The organism is Marinomonas sp. A3A, assembly GCF_018336955.1.
Taxonomy (GTDB): domain Bacteria; phylum Pseudomonadota; class Gammaproteobacteria; order Pseudomonadales; family Marinomonadaceae; genus Marinomonas; species Marinomonas lutimaris.
On the sequence record NZ_CP025532.1, the window covers coordinates 3143838 to 3158781 of the forward strand.

General features: G+C 44.3%; 12 protein-coding genes. 4 read left to right on the forward strand and 8 right to left on the reverse strand.

Features of this window, described 5'->3' with window-relative positions; translation table 11 throughout:
• Nucleotides 1-193: 193 nt before the first annotated feature.
• The 4 genes from CYL31_RS14640 to CYL31_RS14655 form a co-directional block, all read right to left on the reverse strand.
• The gene (locus CYL31_RS14640; RefSeq protein ID WP_212915932.1) at nucleotides 194-1567 is read right to left on the reverse strand and encodes a short-chain fatty acid transporter; all 1374 of its coding nucleotides are present in this window, start codon (nucleotides 1565-1567) and stop codon (nucleotides 194-196) included.
• Between the two features lie 134 nt (nucleotides 1568-1701).
• A complete protein-coding gene (locus tag CYL31_RS14645) occupies nucleotides 1702-2877 on the reverse strand; it encodes an acetyl-CoA C-acetyltransferase (protein ID WP_212915933.1) in 1176 nt (391 codons plus the stop codon).
• 69 nt (nucleotides 2878-2946) lie between these two features.
• A complete protein-coding gene (locus CYL31_RS14650; RefSeq protein ID WP_212915934.1) occupies nucleotides 2947-3606 on the reverse strand; it encodes a CoA transferase subunit B in 660 nt (219 codons plus the stop codon).
• Between the two features lie 27 nt (nucleotides 3607-3633).
• The gene (locus CYL31_RS14655; protein ID WP_212915935.1) at nucleotides 3634-4338 is read right to left on the reverse strand and encodes a CoA transferase subunit A; all 705 of its coding nucleotides are present in this window, start codon (nucleotides 4336-4338) and stop codon (nucleotides 3634-3636) included.
• Between the two features lie 128 nt (nucleotides 4339-4466).
• Between CYL31_RS14655 and CYL31_RS14660 the strand changes: the two genes are divergently transcribed.
• Both CYL31_RS14660 and fdhA read left to right on the forward strand, forming a co-directional pair.
• Nucleotides 4467-5348 carry a LysR family transcriptional regulator gene (locus CYL31_RS14660; RefSeq protein WP_212915936.1) on the forward strand — a complete coding sequence of 294 codons (882 nt, stop codon included), beginning with the start codon at nucleotides 4467-4469 and terminating at the stop codon, nucleotides 5346-5348.
• Nucleotides 5349-5521: 173 nt separating this feature from the next.
• Nucleotides 5522-6715, forward strand: a complete 1194-nt coding sequence (gene fdhA / locus CYL31_RS14665; RefSeq protein ID WP_212915937.1) for a formaldehyde dehydrogenase, glutathione-independent — start codon at nucleotides 5522-5524, stop codon at nucleotides 6713-6715.
• Nucleotides 6716-6819: 104 nt separating this feature from the next.
• On the opposite strand, the gene CYL31_RS14670 is transcribed toward fdhA, so the two are convergent.
• Nucleotides 6820-8340: an NAD(P)H-hydrate dehydratase gene (locus CYL31_RS14670; protein WP_212915938.1), complete on the reverse strand. Its 1521-nt coding sequence runs from the start codon at nucleotides 8338-8340 to the stop codon at nucleotides 6820-6822.
• Nucleotides 8341-8487: 147 nt separating this feature from the next.
• Here CYL31_RS14670 and CYL31_RS14675 point away from each other — a divergent pair, with 147 nt between their 5' ends.
• Nucleotides 8488-8925 (forward strand): VF530 family protein, encoded by a 438-nt coding sequence (locus CYL31_RS14675; RefSeq protein ID WP_212915939.1) that lies wholly within the window; start codon nucleotides 8488-8490, stop codon nucleotides 8923-8925.
• Nucleotides 8926-9084: 159 nt separating this feature from the next.
• Here the strand turns inward: CYL31_RS14675 and mdoH are convergent, their stop codons facing one another.
• Together mdoH and CYL31_RS14685 are read right to left on the reverse strand one after the other, a co-directional pair.
• Nucleotides 9085-11235 carry a glucans biosynthesis glucosyltransferase MdoH gene (mdoH, locus tag CYL31_RS14680; protein ID WP_212915940.1) on the reverse strand — a complete coding sequence of 717 codons (2151 nt, stop codon included), beginning with the start codon at nucleotides 11233-11235 and terminating at the stop codon, nucleotides 9085-9087.
• Nucleotides 11236-11237: 2 nt separating this feature from the next.
• The gene (locus tag CYL31_RS14685; RefSeq protein ID WP_249411600.1) at nucleotides 11238-12842 is read right to left on the reverse strand and encodes a glucan biosynthesis protein G; all 1605 of its coding nucleotides are present in this window, start codon (nucleotides 12840-12842) and stop codon (nucleotides 11238-11240) included.
• A 285-nt stretch (nucleotides 12843-13127) separates the two neighbouring features.
• On the opposite strand from CYL31_RS14685, the gene CYL31_RS14690 reads away from it, so the two are divergent.
• Complete coding sequence (locus CYL31_RS14690) at nucleotides 13128-13898, forward strand: M90 family metallopeptidase (RefSeq protein WP_212915941.1); 771 nt, start codon at nucleotides 13128-13130, stop codon at nucleotides 13896-13898.
• Between the two features lie 5 nt (nucleotides 13899-13903).
• On the opposite strand, the gene CYL31_RS14695 is transcribed toward CYL31_RS14690, so the two are convergent.
• On the reverse strand, nucleotides 13904-14827 hold the full coding sequence (locus CYL31_RS14695) for a LysR family transcriptional regulator (RefSeq protein ID WP_212915942.1): 924 nt from the start codon (nucleotides 14825-14827) through the stop codon (nucleotides 13904-13906).
• Nucleotides 14828-14944 lie beyond the last annotated feature (117 nt).

Sequence of the window (14944 nt, forward strand, 5' to 3'; positions counted from 1 at the left end):
ATCTATAACAATTTAATCATTTAAGGGCTGTTGGTGAGGAAATCCCTATAAATACGATATTTTTGTGCACTTTTACAAATCATCAAAAAATAGGCTATGTAAAAATATAAAAGCCACTGTCTAACAGTGTTAGACAGTGGCTTTTCTTCATACCAAATAAAAAATTGGCAAACTCATCTAATAGTGAGGTCTCTTAAAAAATCAAAAAACCAAGAGAAATAATCACACCTGATCCAATCAATGCCATCAAGCAATAACCCATTACATCTTTTGCGCCAAGCCCTGCAATAGCTAATGCAGGTAACGCCCAGAATGGTTGAATCATGTTTGTCCATGCATCGCCCCAAGCAATAGCCATGGCCGTTTTCGCAGCATCCACGCCTAGCGCAGCACCCGCAGGCATCATGATTGGCGCTTGCACCGCCCACTGGCCACCGCCGGAAGGAACAAAGAAGTTAACGATACCAGCACTCAAAAAGGTGAATAAAGGGAAAGTAGTTTCATTAGAAATAGAAACAAATGCCTGAGAAATCACCCCAGCCAACGACGCACCAGAATCTCCCGTTGCTGTCATCATCCCCATAATCCCTGCGTAGAATGGGAATTGCAGCAGAATACCAGAGCAGTTACGCGCTCCTTGAGAAACAGAGTTCAACAAACTTTTTGGTGTTCCATGAAGCAAAACAGCTGAAAACAAGAAGGTAAAGTTCACGACGTTTAAGTTCAGAGCAAAACCATTATTTACAAAGTAATAAATAATATAAGCAAAGCCCATCGCGCCTAAAAGCAATGACAAAACACGGCTGTTTTCAAGACGCTCTGCCGGACTCATATCTGCTTTATTTGGGGTCTCAACGACTTGCTCTTTTAATAATTCAGAGTCAATTGTAACCGTATCTTGCGGTGCTGGATGCATCAAACGATTCAATAATGGAATCGTAATAAACATCACCGCCAGAATCGTTAAATTCATCGTTGAGAAAATTGTCTCAGAGGTTGGAATAGGCCCCATCACAGCACCATTTGTAACCTTTTCTATATTCGCACCACCCGCAATAGACAAGGGGATAGAACCCGACAATCCACCATGCCAGAACAAAAAGCCACTGTAAGCAGAAGCAATCAATAAACGATAATCAACGCCTTTTACACGAGTGGCAATTTCTTTGGCAAAAATAGCACCCACCACTAAGCCGAAGCCCCAGTTAACCCAACACGCCATCGCACTGATTACCGTGACTAAAATAATGGCTTGGCCTGGCGTCGTTGCCACGCCTGCCAACATAGCCAGTTTACGTTTAAATGCTGGCGCACTTGCCATGGCATGCCCTGTTACTACGACCATTGCCATTTGCATCGAAAAACTAAGTAAATTCCAGAAGCCGCCAGCCCACGCATTCACCACTTGCATTGGCCCTTGTCCGGTACTCGGCATCACCAATAAAAATACAGCAAATGTTAAGACTATGGCGAAAATAAAAGGATCAGGAAGGTAACGCTGTAACAAGGTAACGAAGAATTGGCTTACTTTTTGTAAACCTGTTTGTTTTTGTTCGAGAGTATTCATCAGTTTTATCCTGTTTTTTATATTTTTTATTGGACGAGAAAAGCGAAAGCAAAAAAGAGAAACTAACTAAGGGCCCTCTTTCTGCTGTATCACTTTGTTACGCTTATTAATGACATATTTTTTAGCAAAATCTTTTAACGAGAAACCAACATAGCAACGCCCATTCCGCCGCCAATACACAAAGTGGCCAAACCTTTTTTAAGACCCTGACGCTGCATTTCATGGAGTAATGTCACCAGAACTCGACAACCAGAAGCACCAATAGGATGGCCAAGAGCCAATGCGCCGCCGTTCACGTTTACCTTACTAGCATCCAAACCAAGTTCTTTATTGACACAAAGTGACTGCACAGCAAAGGCTTCATTGGCTTCAATTAGATCCAAATCAGACACTTGCCAATTGGCTCTTTTGAGTACTTTTTGAGTCGCGGCAATAGGACCCGTTCCCATGATTTCAGGATCAACACCCGCGCCGCTTGCCGCTTCAATGACGGCTAAAATCGGCAAGCCCAAACGTTTGGCTTCAACATCCGATGTCACTATCACCATGGCAGCACCATCGTTCAAAGACGATGCATTACCAGCAGTAACAGTACCGTCTTTGACAAATGCGGGACGTAATTTGGCAAGAGAGTCAGTTGTAGTATCGGGCCGGATCTGCTCATCCGTATCAACAATAACGGGCTCGCCTTTGCGCTGAGGAACCGAAATGGGCAGGATCTCTTCAACAAAATGCCCTGCCGCTTGCGCTCGTACAGCTTTTTGTTGAGAGTTTGCCGCAAATACGTCTTGCTCTTGGCGACTAATATCCCAGCGGTTAGCAATATTTTCGGCCGTTTGGCCCATGTGATAATCGTTAAACGCATCCCATAAACCATCTGTCACCATGGAATCCAGCAGCTCCCAATTGCCCATTTTTTTGCCTGATCGGCTATTGGGTAATACATGAGCGGCTTGACTCATGCTTTCCTGTCCGCCAGCGACCACCATGCTGGCATCACCGTTCAACACAGCTTGCGCAGCGAGTTGCACAGCTTTTAAACCAGAGCCACAGACTTTATTAATCGTCATAGCAGAAACCTGCTTTGGCAATCCTGCATGAATAGCTGTTTGGCGAGCTGGGTTTTGACCGCAGCCGGCAGTCAGTACTTGACCTAAAATCACTTCTTCAATGTGATCTTTTAAAATGGGTTGTTTGGCTAACATGCCTGACAATAGTTGAGTACCTAATTGCACCGCACTCAACGAAGATAAAGTGCCATTAAAAGCACCGATAGGTGTTCTTGCAGCAGCAACGATAACGGCTTTCATAAGACAGCTCCTATAGTTTTTATTAATTGTTCATTGCTATTATTTATTCTTTATTACTATTGTTTATTGCTATAAAAATGCCATTTCAGGTACATGATCGGGCACAATGAGTTTACCTTGAGTTTTTGCAATAATTTCTTCAACTGAAACCCCCGGCGCTCTTTCTTTTAACACAAAAGCGCCGTCTTCAATTTCTAACCAAGCTAAATCCGTCAGGACTTTTTTGATACAACCTTTGCCAGTTAGTGGTAAAGAACAATTAGACAGCAGCTTTGATTCACCGTCTTTGGAAGCATGAGTCATGGTGACGATAATATTCTCTGCGCCAGCGACCAAATCCATCGCGCCGCCCATGCCCTTGATTAACTTATTGGGAATCATCCACGAAGCAATATTGCCATTTACATCCACTTCAAAAGCACCCAACACGGTCAAATCCACATGACCACCACGGATCATGGCGAAGGATTCAGCGGATGAAAAAATCGACGCGCCTTTCACAGTGGTAACCGTTTGTTTACCGGCGTTAATCAGATCTGCATCAATGGTTTCTTCGGTAGGAAACTCGCCCATACCAAGCAAGCCATTTTCCGATTGCAGCATGACATCCATATTTTTCGGTACATAATTGGCAACCAAGGTAGGAATACCAATACCAAGATTGACGTAAAAACCGTCTTGTAATTCTTGGGCAACACGTTGGGCCATTTGCTCTCTAGTAAGTGACATAAGAAACCTCTTTTTTATTCTATTATTTTATTCTGCTGCCTTAACGGTTCTTTTTTCGATGCGCTTTTCAAATGTACCGAGCACCACTCGATCCACATAAATGCCTGGGGTATGAATTTGTGCGGGGTCAAGCTCGCCGACTTCAACGATCTCTTCGACTTCTACTACGGTGATTTTGCCAGCGGTTGCGGCCAAAGGATTGAAGTTCTGTGCGGTGTGGCGATAAATGACATTTCCGTATCTGTCAGCTTTCCAGCCTTTAACGATGGCGAAGTCACCAACGATGGCTTCTTCCAACAGGTATTCACGGCCATTAAATTCTTTGGTTTCCTTGCCTTCCGCGACAGGCGTACCCACGCCAGTAGCGGTGTAAAAAGCGGGAATACCCGCGCCACCAGCGCGCATTTTTTCCGCTAGCGTGCCTTGTGGGGTGAGTTCTACTTCTAATTCACCATTCAATAATTGCTTTTCGAACAAGGCATTTTCGCCAACATAAGACGACACCATTTTGCGCACTTGCTTGTCTTCCAGCAGAATCCCCAAGCCAAAACCATCCACACCGCAGTTATTCGACACAACAGTTAAACCTTTTGTGCCTTTGCGTTTGATTTCAGCAATCAGGTTTTCAGGGATACCACACAGGCCAAAACCGCCAGCCAGTAGCGTCATATCATCTTCTAACCCGATCATGGCCTCTTCATAAGAAGCGACGACTTTGTCAAAACCGGCCATAGTTCTTCTCCTAATTTGTTATTTTTAGCTTCCAGCCAGTTTGACCTAAGGACATAAATTAATTAAATTTGTTTTTTCTATTTATTAATAAGTTTTTCAAAACAATAATCACAAAGAAGTATTTTTAAATGAACGTCAAACAAGTGAAAGCTTTTCTCGCTGTTGCCGAGTCAATGAGCTTTGCCAGCGCCGCCACTCAGCTGCATTTATCACAGCCAGCTTTAAGCCTATCGATTAAAAGTTTAGAAGATAATTTAGGAGGGAAGTTACTAACTCGCACAACACGCCATATAGCCTTAACACCAGAAGGCGAAGCCCTAGTGCCACTAGCCAGACGATTGTTAGCGCAATGGGAAAACGCCGAAGACGAAATGAAGCAACGCTTTGCATTGCAATTGGGGAAAATAACCATTGCTTCCATGCCGTCGTTTGCAGCGTCATTGCTGCCAAAAGCGATTCGTAATTACCATGCATCCTACCCGAGCATTCAGGTCGCCATTGATGATGTGTTATCCGATGTAGTAGTCGAAATGGTCCGTAATAACCAAGTAGAACTGGGGATTTCTTTCGAACCAAGTAACCTTGTGGATTTGTCTTTCCATCCCCTTTATGAAGACAGATTCATCGCCATCTTACCCAAAGATCACCCACTGGAAACCCAAGAAACGATTGCTTGGCAAGCCCTGTTAAAATACGACTTCATCACCTTACAGCGCCCTTCCAGCGTGCGTACTATGATAGAAAATACACTTCAAGAAGCTGGAATCGAACTCAACGTCGCCTTTGATGCGCACCAACTTGCCACCGTGGGACGCATGGTTAGCGAGGGCATGGGCGTCGCTGTTGTCCCTGCGTTATGCCGACAACAAGCCATGGAACAAGGCGCAATCTGCCGACCAGTAATAGAACCCGAAATTCGTCGACGCGTCGGCGTGATTTGCCAACCCAGATCTAATCTCTCCATCGCTGCTGCCGCCATGCTGGATGTGTTGATTAATACGTATGCTTAATAATCGTAATAGAGGACAAAATAAGGGACAAAATAAGGAACAATGAGAATCCATTGCATTTAAGTCGTTTTCAGCATGCTTTTATGTCGCATAAAGGATTATTCTTTTTTTCACTGGTGACAAAATAACCAGTCGTGCACACAACAAAAACAACTGCAAAAAAGGATGTCTATATGCATAATTACGCAAACCGAGGTGTTATTTATCAAGGTAATGGCACTGTCAAAGTCGAAGCCATCCCCTTCCCTGAACTCGCGATTGGCAAACGCCGTTGTGATCATGGCGTTATTCTAAAAGTCGTTACCACTAATATCTGTGGCAGTGATCAACACATGGTACGTGGCCGAACAACCGCACCAAAAGGCTTAGTACTCGGTCATGAAATCACCGGCGAAGTCATCGAATGTGGCCGCGACGTAGAGTTCATCAAGGTTGGCGACTTAGTTTCCGTACCTTTTAACATTGCCTGCGGTCGCTGCCGTAATTGTAAAGAAGGCAAAACTGGCATTTGTTTAAACGTGAACCCTGCTCGCCCCGGTGCGGCTTATGGTTACGTGGACATGGGTGGCTGGGTTGGCGGTCAAGCTGACTATGTCATGGTGCCTTACGCCGATTTCAACTTGCTTAAATTCCCCGATGCAGACCAAGCTCGTGAGAAAATCCAAAGCCTCACGCTGCTGTCTGATATTTTCCCAACTGGCTTCCATGGCTGTGTCACGGCTGGCGTGGGTCCAGGCTCTACGGTTTACATAGCTGGCGCTGGCCCTGTTGGTTTAGCCGCTGCAGCATCTGCTCACCTACTTGGTGCAGCCTGTGTCATTGTCGGTGACATGGTGGAAGACCGTCTTAACCAAGCACGTTCTTTCGGCTGTGAAACTATCGATCTTACTCAAGAAGGCGATATTCAAGATAAAATCGAAGCGATTCTTGGTGACCGCGAAGTCGATGCTTTTGTCGATTGTGTGGGTTTCGAAGCTCATGCCTGTGGTTGTAACCACCACCAAGAATCCCCTGCTGTCGTATTGAACTCTGCAATGCAAATGACACGCGCTGGTGGACAAATTGGTATTCCAGGTCTGTACGTAACAGAAGATCCAGGTGCTACTGATGAAGCAGCAAAACAAGGCAGCCTAAGCATGCGCTTTGGTCTAGGTTGGGCGAAATCTCATTCACTCCATACTGGTCAATGTCCAGTAATGAAATACCATCGAGCTCTAATGCAAGCCATCTTGTTTGATAAAATCGACATTGCAAAAGCAGTTAACGTACAAATGATTTCACTTGACCAAGCACCACAAGGTTATGCAGATTTCGATGGCGGCGCAGCGAAGAAATTCGTTATCGACCCTCATAAAATGGTAAGCTAATTCAGCTACCAATCTAGAACGCTAGATTAAAAAAGGCCTTGTCCCGCAAACGTTTAAATAACGAGAGCAAACAAGGCCTTTTTGCTTTATCTAAAAAATCATGTTTAAGCGCTGAAGTATTGCCTCTTAAAAGCCGCCAGCACTTTCGGAAGATGGTCTGGTAAATCTTCGGCAATAAGCCCTGCTCCAACCTCATTGCCGACTTCACCATGCAGCCAAACCGCAGCCGCTGCGGCATAAAAAGGCTCAACACCTTGAGCAAGCAATCCAACGATAAAGCCTGCCAATACATCTCCTGATCCACCGGTTGCCAAATCTGCAGGAGCGTTTGAATTAATAATCGCTCGACCATCATGAGAGGCAATCACTGTATCAGCGCCTTTTAATACCACGACAGCGCCACTTTGTTTGGCAGCAAGTCGAGCACGCGTTAGCTTGTCGTCAGAGTGGCTTTTATTAACATCAAGAAATAACCGAGCAAATTCCCCTTCATGAGGCGTCATTACACAAGGACCAGTAATGGCGTCAAAAAGCACTTGCGGATCATTGGCGAAGGCACTAAGTGCGTCGGCATCCAATACTGTTGCACGATTGGTAGCAAGTGCCGTCATAACAATTTTTCGCGTACGAATGCTTTCAAAGCCAGCCAAACCAGCACCCGGCCCCACTGCAATAGCATTATGACGCGGATCTAATAACAATTCTTCAAAATCTTCCGCTTCTTGGCTCTGCTCTAACTTAGCCACCATCACACTAGTCATCGCAGTGGCATACACAGCCCATGCTTTTATCGGCACAGCTAAGGTGACCAAACCCGCGCCCATTCGCATAGCACCACGAGCGGTTAAACGGCTCGCCCCCGTAATATTTTCACCGCCAAACACCAACGCATGTCCGCGATGAAACTTGTGTCCATCTAATCGTGGCCAAGGATAATTTCGATACCAAAGCTCAGGGCTATTTTCCCAAGTTTGCAGCTTTAACTCACCCAGCACAGTGACAGGAATACCAATATCAGCAACGACAATCTCACCACACAAGCCTCGACCGGGAAACAATAAATGCCCCGGCTTTTTACGAAAGAAAGTCACGGTTAACTCTGCAGCAGCAACCTTGCCAAACGCAGCGCCTGTAGTGCCATCAACGCCACTAGGAACATCCACCGCACAAATTGGTATCTCACGCTCAATCATGGCATCAACCATGTCGCGAGCCTTGCCTTCTAAAGGGCGAATCAAACCCGCACCAAACATAGCGTCGATAACCAAATCGGTTTGCTCTAGTAGATCAATCGAATACTCTTCAACTTCACCTTGCCAAGCCTGATAAAAATGCTTGGCTTCAGGCGAGAATTTTTCAACAGAACCCATAAAAGCCAACCGCACGGGCCAGCCAACGGATCGTAGTAACTGAGCGACAACAAAACCATCACCGCCATTATTCCCAGGCCCACAAAGCACTAGTACAGAACATTTAGACCAACGATTAAGTACAGCATCGGCGACAGCCTTTCCAGCTGCGGCCATCAAATCCATAGCAGGAACTCCTGCCACCACAGCGGCTTTATCCGCCATACCCATCTCGCTTGCTGTGAGAAGTAATTGAGGTTGCTTAATGTGCACCATTACTTTCTACCTCTTAATAACTAAACTCATAATACCAACTAATATTAACAGCTATGTGATCAGATCTCGTTTACTTTCAATGCATCGCAGGTATGATGACCCATTCAGAGCGCTTTTCAATATTTCGACTTATTACCGGACACTTTTATGAACGATGAGATCAACTACACAAACAATCCTCTACACGGTCTGGGATTACAAGAACTTCTCACCCAGATAGTTGATCACTATGGTTTTGAGATTCTTTATGCCTACCTAAATATCAACTGCTTCAAGACAAACCCCAGTATTGAATCCAGTATGAAGTTTCTCAAGAAAACTGACTGGGCACGGGAGAAAGTGGAAATCTTCTACCTTTATAAGTTTAAAAACCTACCACGAGTGTCCTCTGAGCAATTCGAACTCCCACCACGAAAACGCATTATCCCAGAAGGCCAAACACCTCGTAAGCCAGCAGAGCTAAGTATGGAAGACGCAGAACGCGTTCGCGAGAAGCAGGCGCTGAAAGCCGCTGAACATGGTAAGACAAAGCACTTCCGTAACAGCAAGCCTTATGGTGAACGGGGAGGAAACTCCAGATACTAAACCTGCCCCCAGAATAAATAAGACAGCTAAAAGAAAAAGGGAATTCCCGTTAAGTGAATTCCCTTTTTTGCAATTTTTCATAACATCAGTTTTATGACTTGATCAACTTAAGCACAACGAAAAGCATACTTTTGTTTCTCGCTGTGCCGCATACTAAAACTAAGCTAATACCATCGCTTCAGCCTGCTTACTCGCACGTTCATTTTCAGGCAAGTATTTCTCCATTGCCGCCATAAGCTCTCGATGCTGCAAAATGGCTAGGCATTCTTTTTCATTTAGATGATCTAACAGACTTTGAATATTCTCGCTGTTGATAATTTGCCATTCGGCACAAATCCAAGCACGAGAAAACTCTTTATTAGGCTCGTCTTCTGGCATTTGAGCAAGATGCCAATAGAATAACGCTGCATCAGATGATAAACGCTTCAGAGAAGACGAAGCGTAATCAAAATTCAAATCACTTTGCGCTGCGTCGTAATGGCTTTGCATATTAATAATGGCATGTGGACGCTTTTCTTCTGGTGCGCGCATAAGGCCTAAATAATGAATCACATTGCCACGCTTTGCACCGCCGCTAATCCACGATAATGGAATAGACAAAATCAGGCCAAAACTAATTGGCAAAGACCAATAGAACAATTCGATACTTAAGAATAACGCCCCACTCGCCAACCCTAACCCCAATAAAGTATGGCTACAGTGCGCGCGAGCAGCGACTTTCCACGAAGTTGCGCCGTCATCACGAGACTGAGGCTTCCAACCACTGTCGCGGCCTTTAAAGACATCATAAACAACTTGGAATTGAGACAACATCAGAATCGGCGCATACAAAGCTGACAGCACTGTCTCTACTAAGGTGCTCAATGTCAGTAAGATCGGTCCGCCAAATTGCATGCAGCGTCGAAAATTCAACATAGCCGACATCCAACCATAGACTTTTGGCGCTAACACCAACGCCATGGATAAGATGAACAAAGAACGTGCTTTTTCGAAATCAAATACCGGCCACGTTGGAAATAAAGATGGATTGGCGAAATATTCTGGACGAACAAAGTACGCCTGAACCGCCAAAGCAAAACCAACCACAATCAACATCAACCAGAAAACAGCACTTAGATAAGACATAATGCCTGACACTAAATGCAAACGCGTAGCGAAATGGAACCCTTTGGCAAAGACAAACGCCTTGTGCTGCAAGTTACCTTGACACCAACGACGATCTCGAACAATGACATCTACTAGTGATGGCGGTGCTTCTTCATAAGAGGCGGTCAAATCAGTATCAAAACGTACGCCCCAACCCGCACGGCGTAATAAAGCTGCCTCCATAAAGTCATGGCTCATCACATGCCCACCGAAAGGTGCTTTACCTTCTAATACGGGTAAACCACAAGCATCAGCAAAGGCTTTGGTACGAATAATGGCATTATGTCCCCAGAAGTTAGAAGAATAACCGTGCCACGCCGCCAAGCCAGACGCATAAATAGGGCCAAAACAATGGTTAGCGAACTGCTGAATGCGACTATATAAAGTGTTGGCACGAATAATCGTTGGCAAAGTTTGAATCAAGCCCAAACCTGGTTCTGCCGCCATACGACGAGTCAGTGAAATCAAGCAATCTGCCCCCATAAGGCTGTCGGCATCTAATACAATCATGCATTCATAATCTGCACCATAGCCAGTCACCCATTCAGCAATATTACCCGCCTTACGTTCGGCATTATTGTAACGACGACGGTAATAAATAGGGCAAGCTGCCGCGTCGTCATTTAGCAAAGGACGAAACGCCTGTTCCTCAGCCATCCACGCATCTGCTCTATTGGTATCACTTAGAATGAAGAATGCGAATTTACCCGGAGCCTGTTTCATCAAGTCTTCATGCATGGCTTGAATATTGGCACGAATACGCAAAGGGTCTTCATTATAAACAGGCAATAAAATAGCAGTGACACCTTCAACATCTTGCTCTTTACGAGCGAACGCAAATGGCCACAACTTAAAAATAAAACCTAACGTAGCTTGGGAGAACGCAAAGGAAATCCATGTAAAGTTAATACAAAATAAAACCAAGAAAGCCCACTGTAGACCAGCAATCGCATTGGTATTTAGCACACTGTACATTTCAGTGGCACCGTACCAAGACAATCCTGCAGTAGCCACCAAAACAAACAAGCGAGCAAAAAGTGTTGTAAAAGCAAAACTTTGCAGCCGTTTCTTACGAGCTTGAGACTCTTCATCAACAGTATGACGCGGCATATCCAAAGGCGCAGCTTGCGGCAATGCTAGTTTTGTAGCGCTATCCTTTAACATAATTATTCCTTCGTCCAACGATACAACCAAGTAGGAGCCACTGCAGTTTCTCCCTGTTTAAGCTGAACTCTTAGCTCAGCCAAATCCACATCTTGCGGGTCAAAAGAAACGTAAACACGCACACCATTATTATGAGGGTTTTTCACTGCTATCTTTTCGAGTATTTTTCCTCTGCTTATGCTGGCATCAATGGTCAAATCATCAATATTAACATCTGGCATTTTATTGAAATCAATTACCACCTCTGGGTTTGTTTTGAATAGCTTCACTCCTTTGGCACTACGAACAACACGAGGCAAATCCAGAGAAACCGGTGTATCGTTAGACCAAGTCATCAAATATTGATAAGTATAAGATTCACCTTTCTTAAAACCCTCTTTTGGCTGCCAATACGCAACAATATTATCATTTGTTTCAGAATTTGAAGGAATCTCAACTAGCTCTATGTGCCCTGCTCCCCAATCATTCATTGGTTTAATCCAAGCAGAGGGGCGAGTATGGTAACTAGCCTCAAGATCTTGATAGTCTTCAAAATTACGATGACGCTGAATCAAACCAAAGCCTTTTGGTGAAGCATCACTAAAAGCACTGACTTGTAGAGATTTAGGGTTGTTCAAAGGTCGCCAGATCATTTCGTCTTTACCGGTTAAAATCTGTAAGCCATCAGAGTCGTGAACAGCAGTGCGGTAATCAGGAACATCAGAAACATCGAGCATATCGTCATACATAAACATCGACGTCAGAGGTGCTATACCGACATTCTTCAAATCCATTCTTGGAAACAATGTCGCTTTTACATCGATACGGGTTGGTTTTCCTGGGTAGATACCAAAACGGTACGCGCCTGTCACACTTTTACTGTCTAACAAGGCATGAACAACAATAGCATCTTGGCTTGATGATGGACGTTCAATCCAGAACTGTTTGAACATAGGGAATTCTTCACCCTTTGGCTGCGCCACATCTACCGCAAGGCCACGCGCTGATAATCCATAAGACTGACCTTTTGAAATTGCACGAAAGTAACTAGCGCCCTGAAAGACTGCAAACTCATCATTCATATCTGCTTTATTAAGAGGATAGTGCAAGCGTAATCCAGCGTACTTACCAACCTGAGATATCAATTTACTAATCTCAGGGTTCGGAGTGGAAAAAGAATCCGACGATACATTCAAGGGAAAAGCACGACCATTTTCAACAACGTCAATGGACACTAAATCTTTAAATATAAAACCAGGAGCAAATAACTGAACTGAAAATTTTGTTAGAGATTTTCCCCAAACGGCTTGGTTTTGCTGGAAGTTAATTTGTCGATAAGTAGGGTAATCCATATCGGTCAAAGCTTGCGGTGCTTTTTCAGCTGGCTTCATTGGGGATTTAGCTAACTCTTTCGCCATCTCAATCACAGTTTGATTAGAAAAAGCATACCCTTTTGACTCCTGCTCTAGTTGAACGTTTTCGGTCACTGGAACAGAATCTACTTTTACATCGGATTCCTCTGCCTGCACATGCCCTACTAGATTAATTAACAAGGATGTTATTAAGGAATGCTTGATCAGCCAAAATGAATTGGCGCGCATGTTAGATAAAGAAGTAAATAATTTCAAAAGAAGCTCTCTCGTTGCTTAATTGGACTTAACCAATCCCCGAAATAAGGATGACGTCATATATTTGACACTTATAATATAAGTAAATTCGTAAGAGATTAAGCCTACAAAGTCGGAGGAATTCATAAGAATTAAGGAGAGATTGTGCTTAAGGACACTTCACACTCACCATCGTCGCTAAAATGACTCTCTAGTACATATCATAATTGAAGACATGATATTGTTGCACGACTAAAATCACACAAAATATAGAAAGAATTTATTGCTTTAACCGAGATAAATACCATGTTCAAAAAGCTTAACGATTGGCTAGAAAAAAGACAAATCAAAGCAATGGGATTTACAGTAGAGCAATGGGAATCCGCCATCGCTGATTGGCCCGTTATGAGCCGTTACCAAGGCATCGAACGCGATAAACTTCGAAATATGAGTTTTCATTTTCTTGCTCGTAAAGGCGTCACTTCTGGTGCCGACTTTCAATTCACCGAGGCCATGTGCCTAAAACTTGCCACTATGGCGTGTGTGCCTATTTTGCACCTCGGTTTAGATTGGTACGACCACTGTAAAACCATCATTTTGTACGAAGGTGACTTTATCACCAACCATCCTTATCAAAGTGAAGATGGTGTCGTACACGCTGAAGGTCGAGGGCTAAGCGGCGAAGCATGGCAGAAAGGGCCCTTGATTCTATCGTGGGAATCCATTCTTGAAACGGGCGCTCATGCACGTCATGGCAAAGCCAGTAATGTAGTCATTCATGAATTCGCACACAAATTAGATATGCTTCGTGATGGCGCAAATGGCGCTCCGCCTATGCACCCTGACATGAAGCCTGGCGAATGGCACGACATATTCACAGAATCATTCCAACACCTACGAATGGATTGGCAGCATCATAAACACCTGCCGCTCGATGAATATGCTTTAACTAATCCTGCCGAGTTCTTCGCGGTATGCAGCGAAACTTTTTTTGAAGATCCTAAAATGATGAAAAAAGAGATGCCTGATGTTTACCGACTACTGTGCCAATTTTATCGTCAGCAACCGGCGCCCTAACTAGGTCACAGGTCCAATTCAAATGTCGATACAGTGTCGTCCAGTGTTTGCATAAAACCACGAATTAATTCATGAACTTTCATGCACTCAGGGCGCTCCAAATTATCCACTCTTGACCAAAGCGCGATGTCTCGCCTTGGCCCTTTTGGTCCTGGCACCTTGATCAATTGATCAATTTCAACCACCCCAGTCATTAAGGCTAAACGAGCAGGTAGACGAACCAATACCTCGGACGTATTTAAAAGGTGTAAAACAGAGCGAATACTTCCCGTAAACGCCATGCTGGCAGCTTTGAGCCCGATAATCTCACTAGGCCGATCAAGAAAGCCGGCATTTGCTCCTGCCGCTATCCAGTGTTGCTTCTCCAAAATCTCTTGAGAAATAACGGTATCCCCTCCTCTAAGAGCCGATTTTTTCCCAACAAAAACACCGGAGCGATCTCGAAACAACAACTGTCTATCGAGCGCCCCCTGCTTAACTGTAAGGTGCGCAGGCGCCAATAAAAAGTCGAGTTCACCCTTTTGTAATAACTCAATCTGCGCGGCCGCGGAGCCCGTCCTAAAGTGAAAGACATAACGCTTTTCTTGCATAAAATAGGCGGTCATTTGCTCTACCGTGGCAAATTCCCAAAGCGGATCAATACCAATCACAAATTCATTATGATAGCCGCTATGAAACTGTCGAATGACCTCTTCGCCTTGTTCTGTTTCAGCCAAAATCCTTTCGCCAATTTGCGCTAATCTTGCACCTATTTCGGTAGGCTGTACGCCATAACGCGTTCGAATAAGCACTGGTGCACCGACTCTCATTTCCAACTGCTGAATACTACGTGTCAATGTTGGCTGAGTTATATACAGCTGTTCGCAAGCTCGACTAAGAGAGCCCTGTTTCACAACAATGGCTAATTGCTTCAATAAGTTAGGGTTCATCTATGCGTTTTCTATTAGTCTTGAGATAAAAATCTATTTTTACTTATACCTTGAATACATTAAAGTCATTTCTATTCCAGACAGCAAATATTTTAATTTCTAATAGCCAGCCACAGA

What these genes read in the sequence shown, in the direction of transcription:
- CYL31_RS14640 (WP_212915932.1), bottom strand. Translation starts at nt 1,567, where the DNA reads ATGAATACTCTCGAACAAAAACAAACAGGTTTACAAAAAGTAAGCCAA.
- CYL31_RS14645 (WP_212915933.1), bottom strand. Translation starts at nt 2,877, where the DNA reads ATGAAAGCCGTTATCGTTGCTGCTGCAAGAACACCTATCGGTGCTTTT.
- CYL31_RS14650 (WP_212915934.1), bottom strand. Translation starts at nt 3,606, where the DNA reads ATGTCACTTACTAGAGAGCAAATGGCCCAACGTGTTGCCCAAGAATTA.
- CYL31_RS14655 (WP_212915935.1), bottom strand. Translation starts at nt 4,338, where the DNA reads ATGGCCGGTTTTGACAAAGTCGTCGCTTCTTATGAAGAGGCCATGATC.
- CYL31_RS14660 (WP_212915936.1), top strand. Translation starts at nt 4,467, where the DNA reads ATGAACGTCAAACAAGTGAAAGCTTTTCTCGCTGTTGCCGAGTCAATG.
- fdhA (WP_212915937.1), top strand. Translation starts at nt 5,522, where the DNA reads ATGCATAATTACGCAAACCGAGGTGTTATTTATCAAGGTAATGGCACT.
- CYL31_RS14670 (WP_212915938.1), bottom strand. Translation starts at nt 8,340, where the DNA reads ATGGTGCACATTAAGCAACCTCAATTACTTCTCACAGCAAGCGAGATG.
- CYL31_RS14675 (WP_212915939.1), top strand. Translation starts at nt 8,488, where the DNA reads ATGAACGATGAGATCAACTACACAAACAATCCTCTACACGGTCTGGGA.
- mdoH (WP_212915940.1), bottom strand. Translation starts at nt 11,235, where the DNA reads ATGTTAAAGGATAGCGCTACAAAACTAGCATTGCCGCAAGCTGCGCCT.
- CYL31_RS14690 (WP_212915941.1), top strand. Translation starts at nt 13,128, where the DNA reads ATGTTCAAAAAGCTTAACGATTGGCTAGAAAAAAGACAAATCAAAGCA.
- CYL31_RS14695 (WP_212915942.1), bottom strand. Translation starts at nt 14,827, where the DNA reads ATGAACCCTAACTTATTGAAGCAATTAGCCATTGTTGTGAAACAGGGC.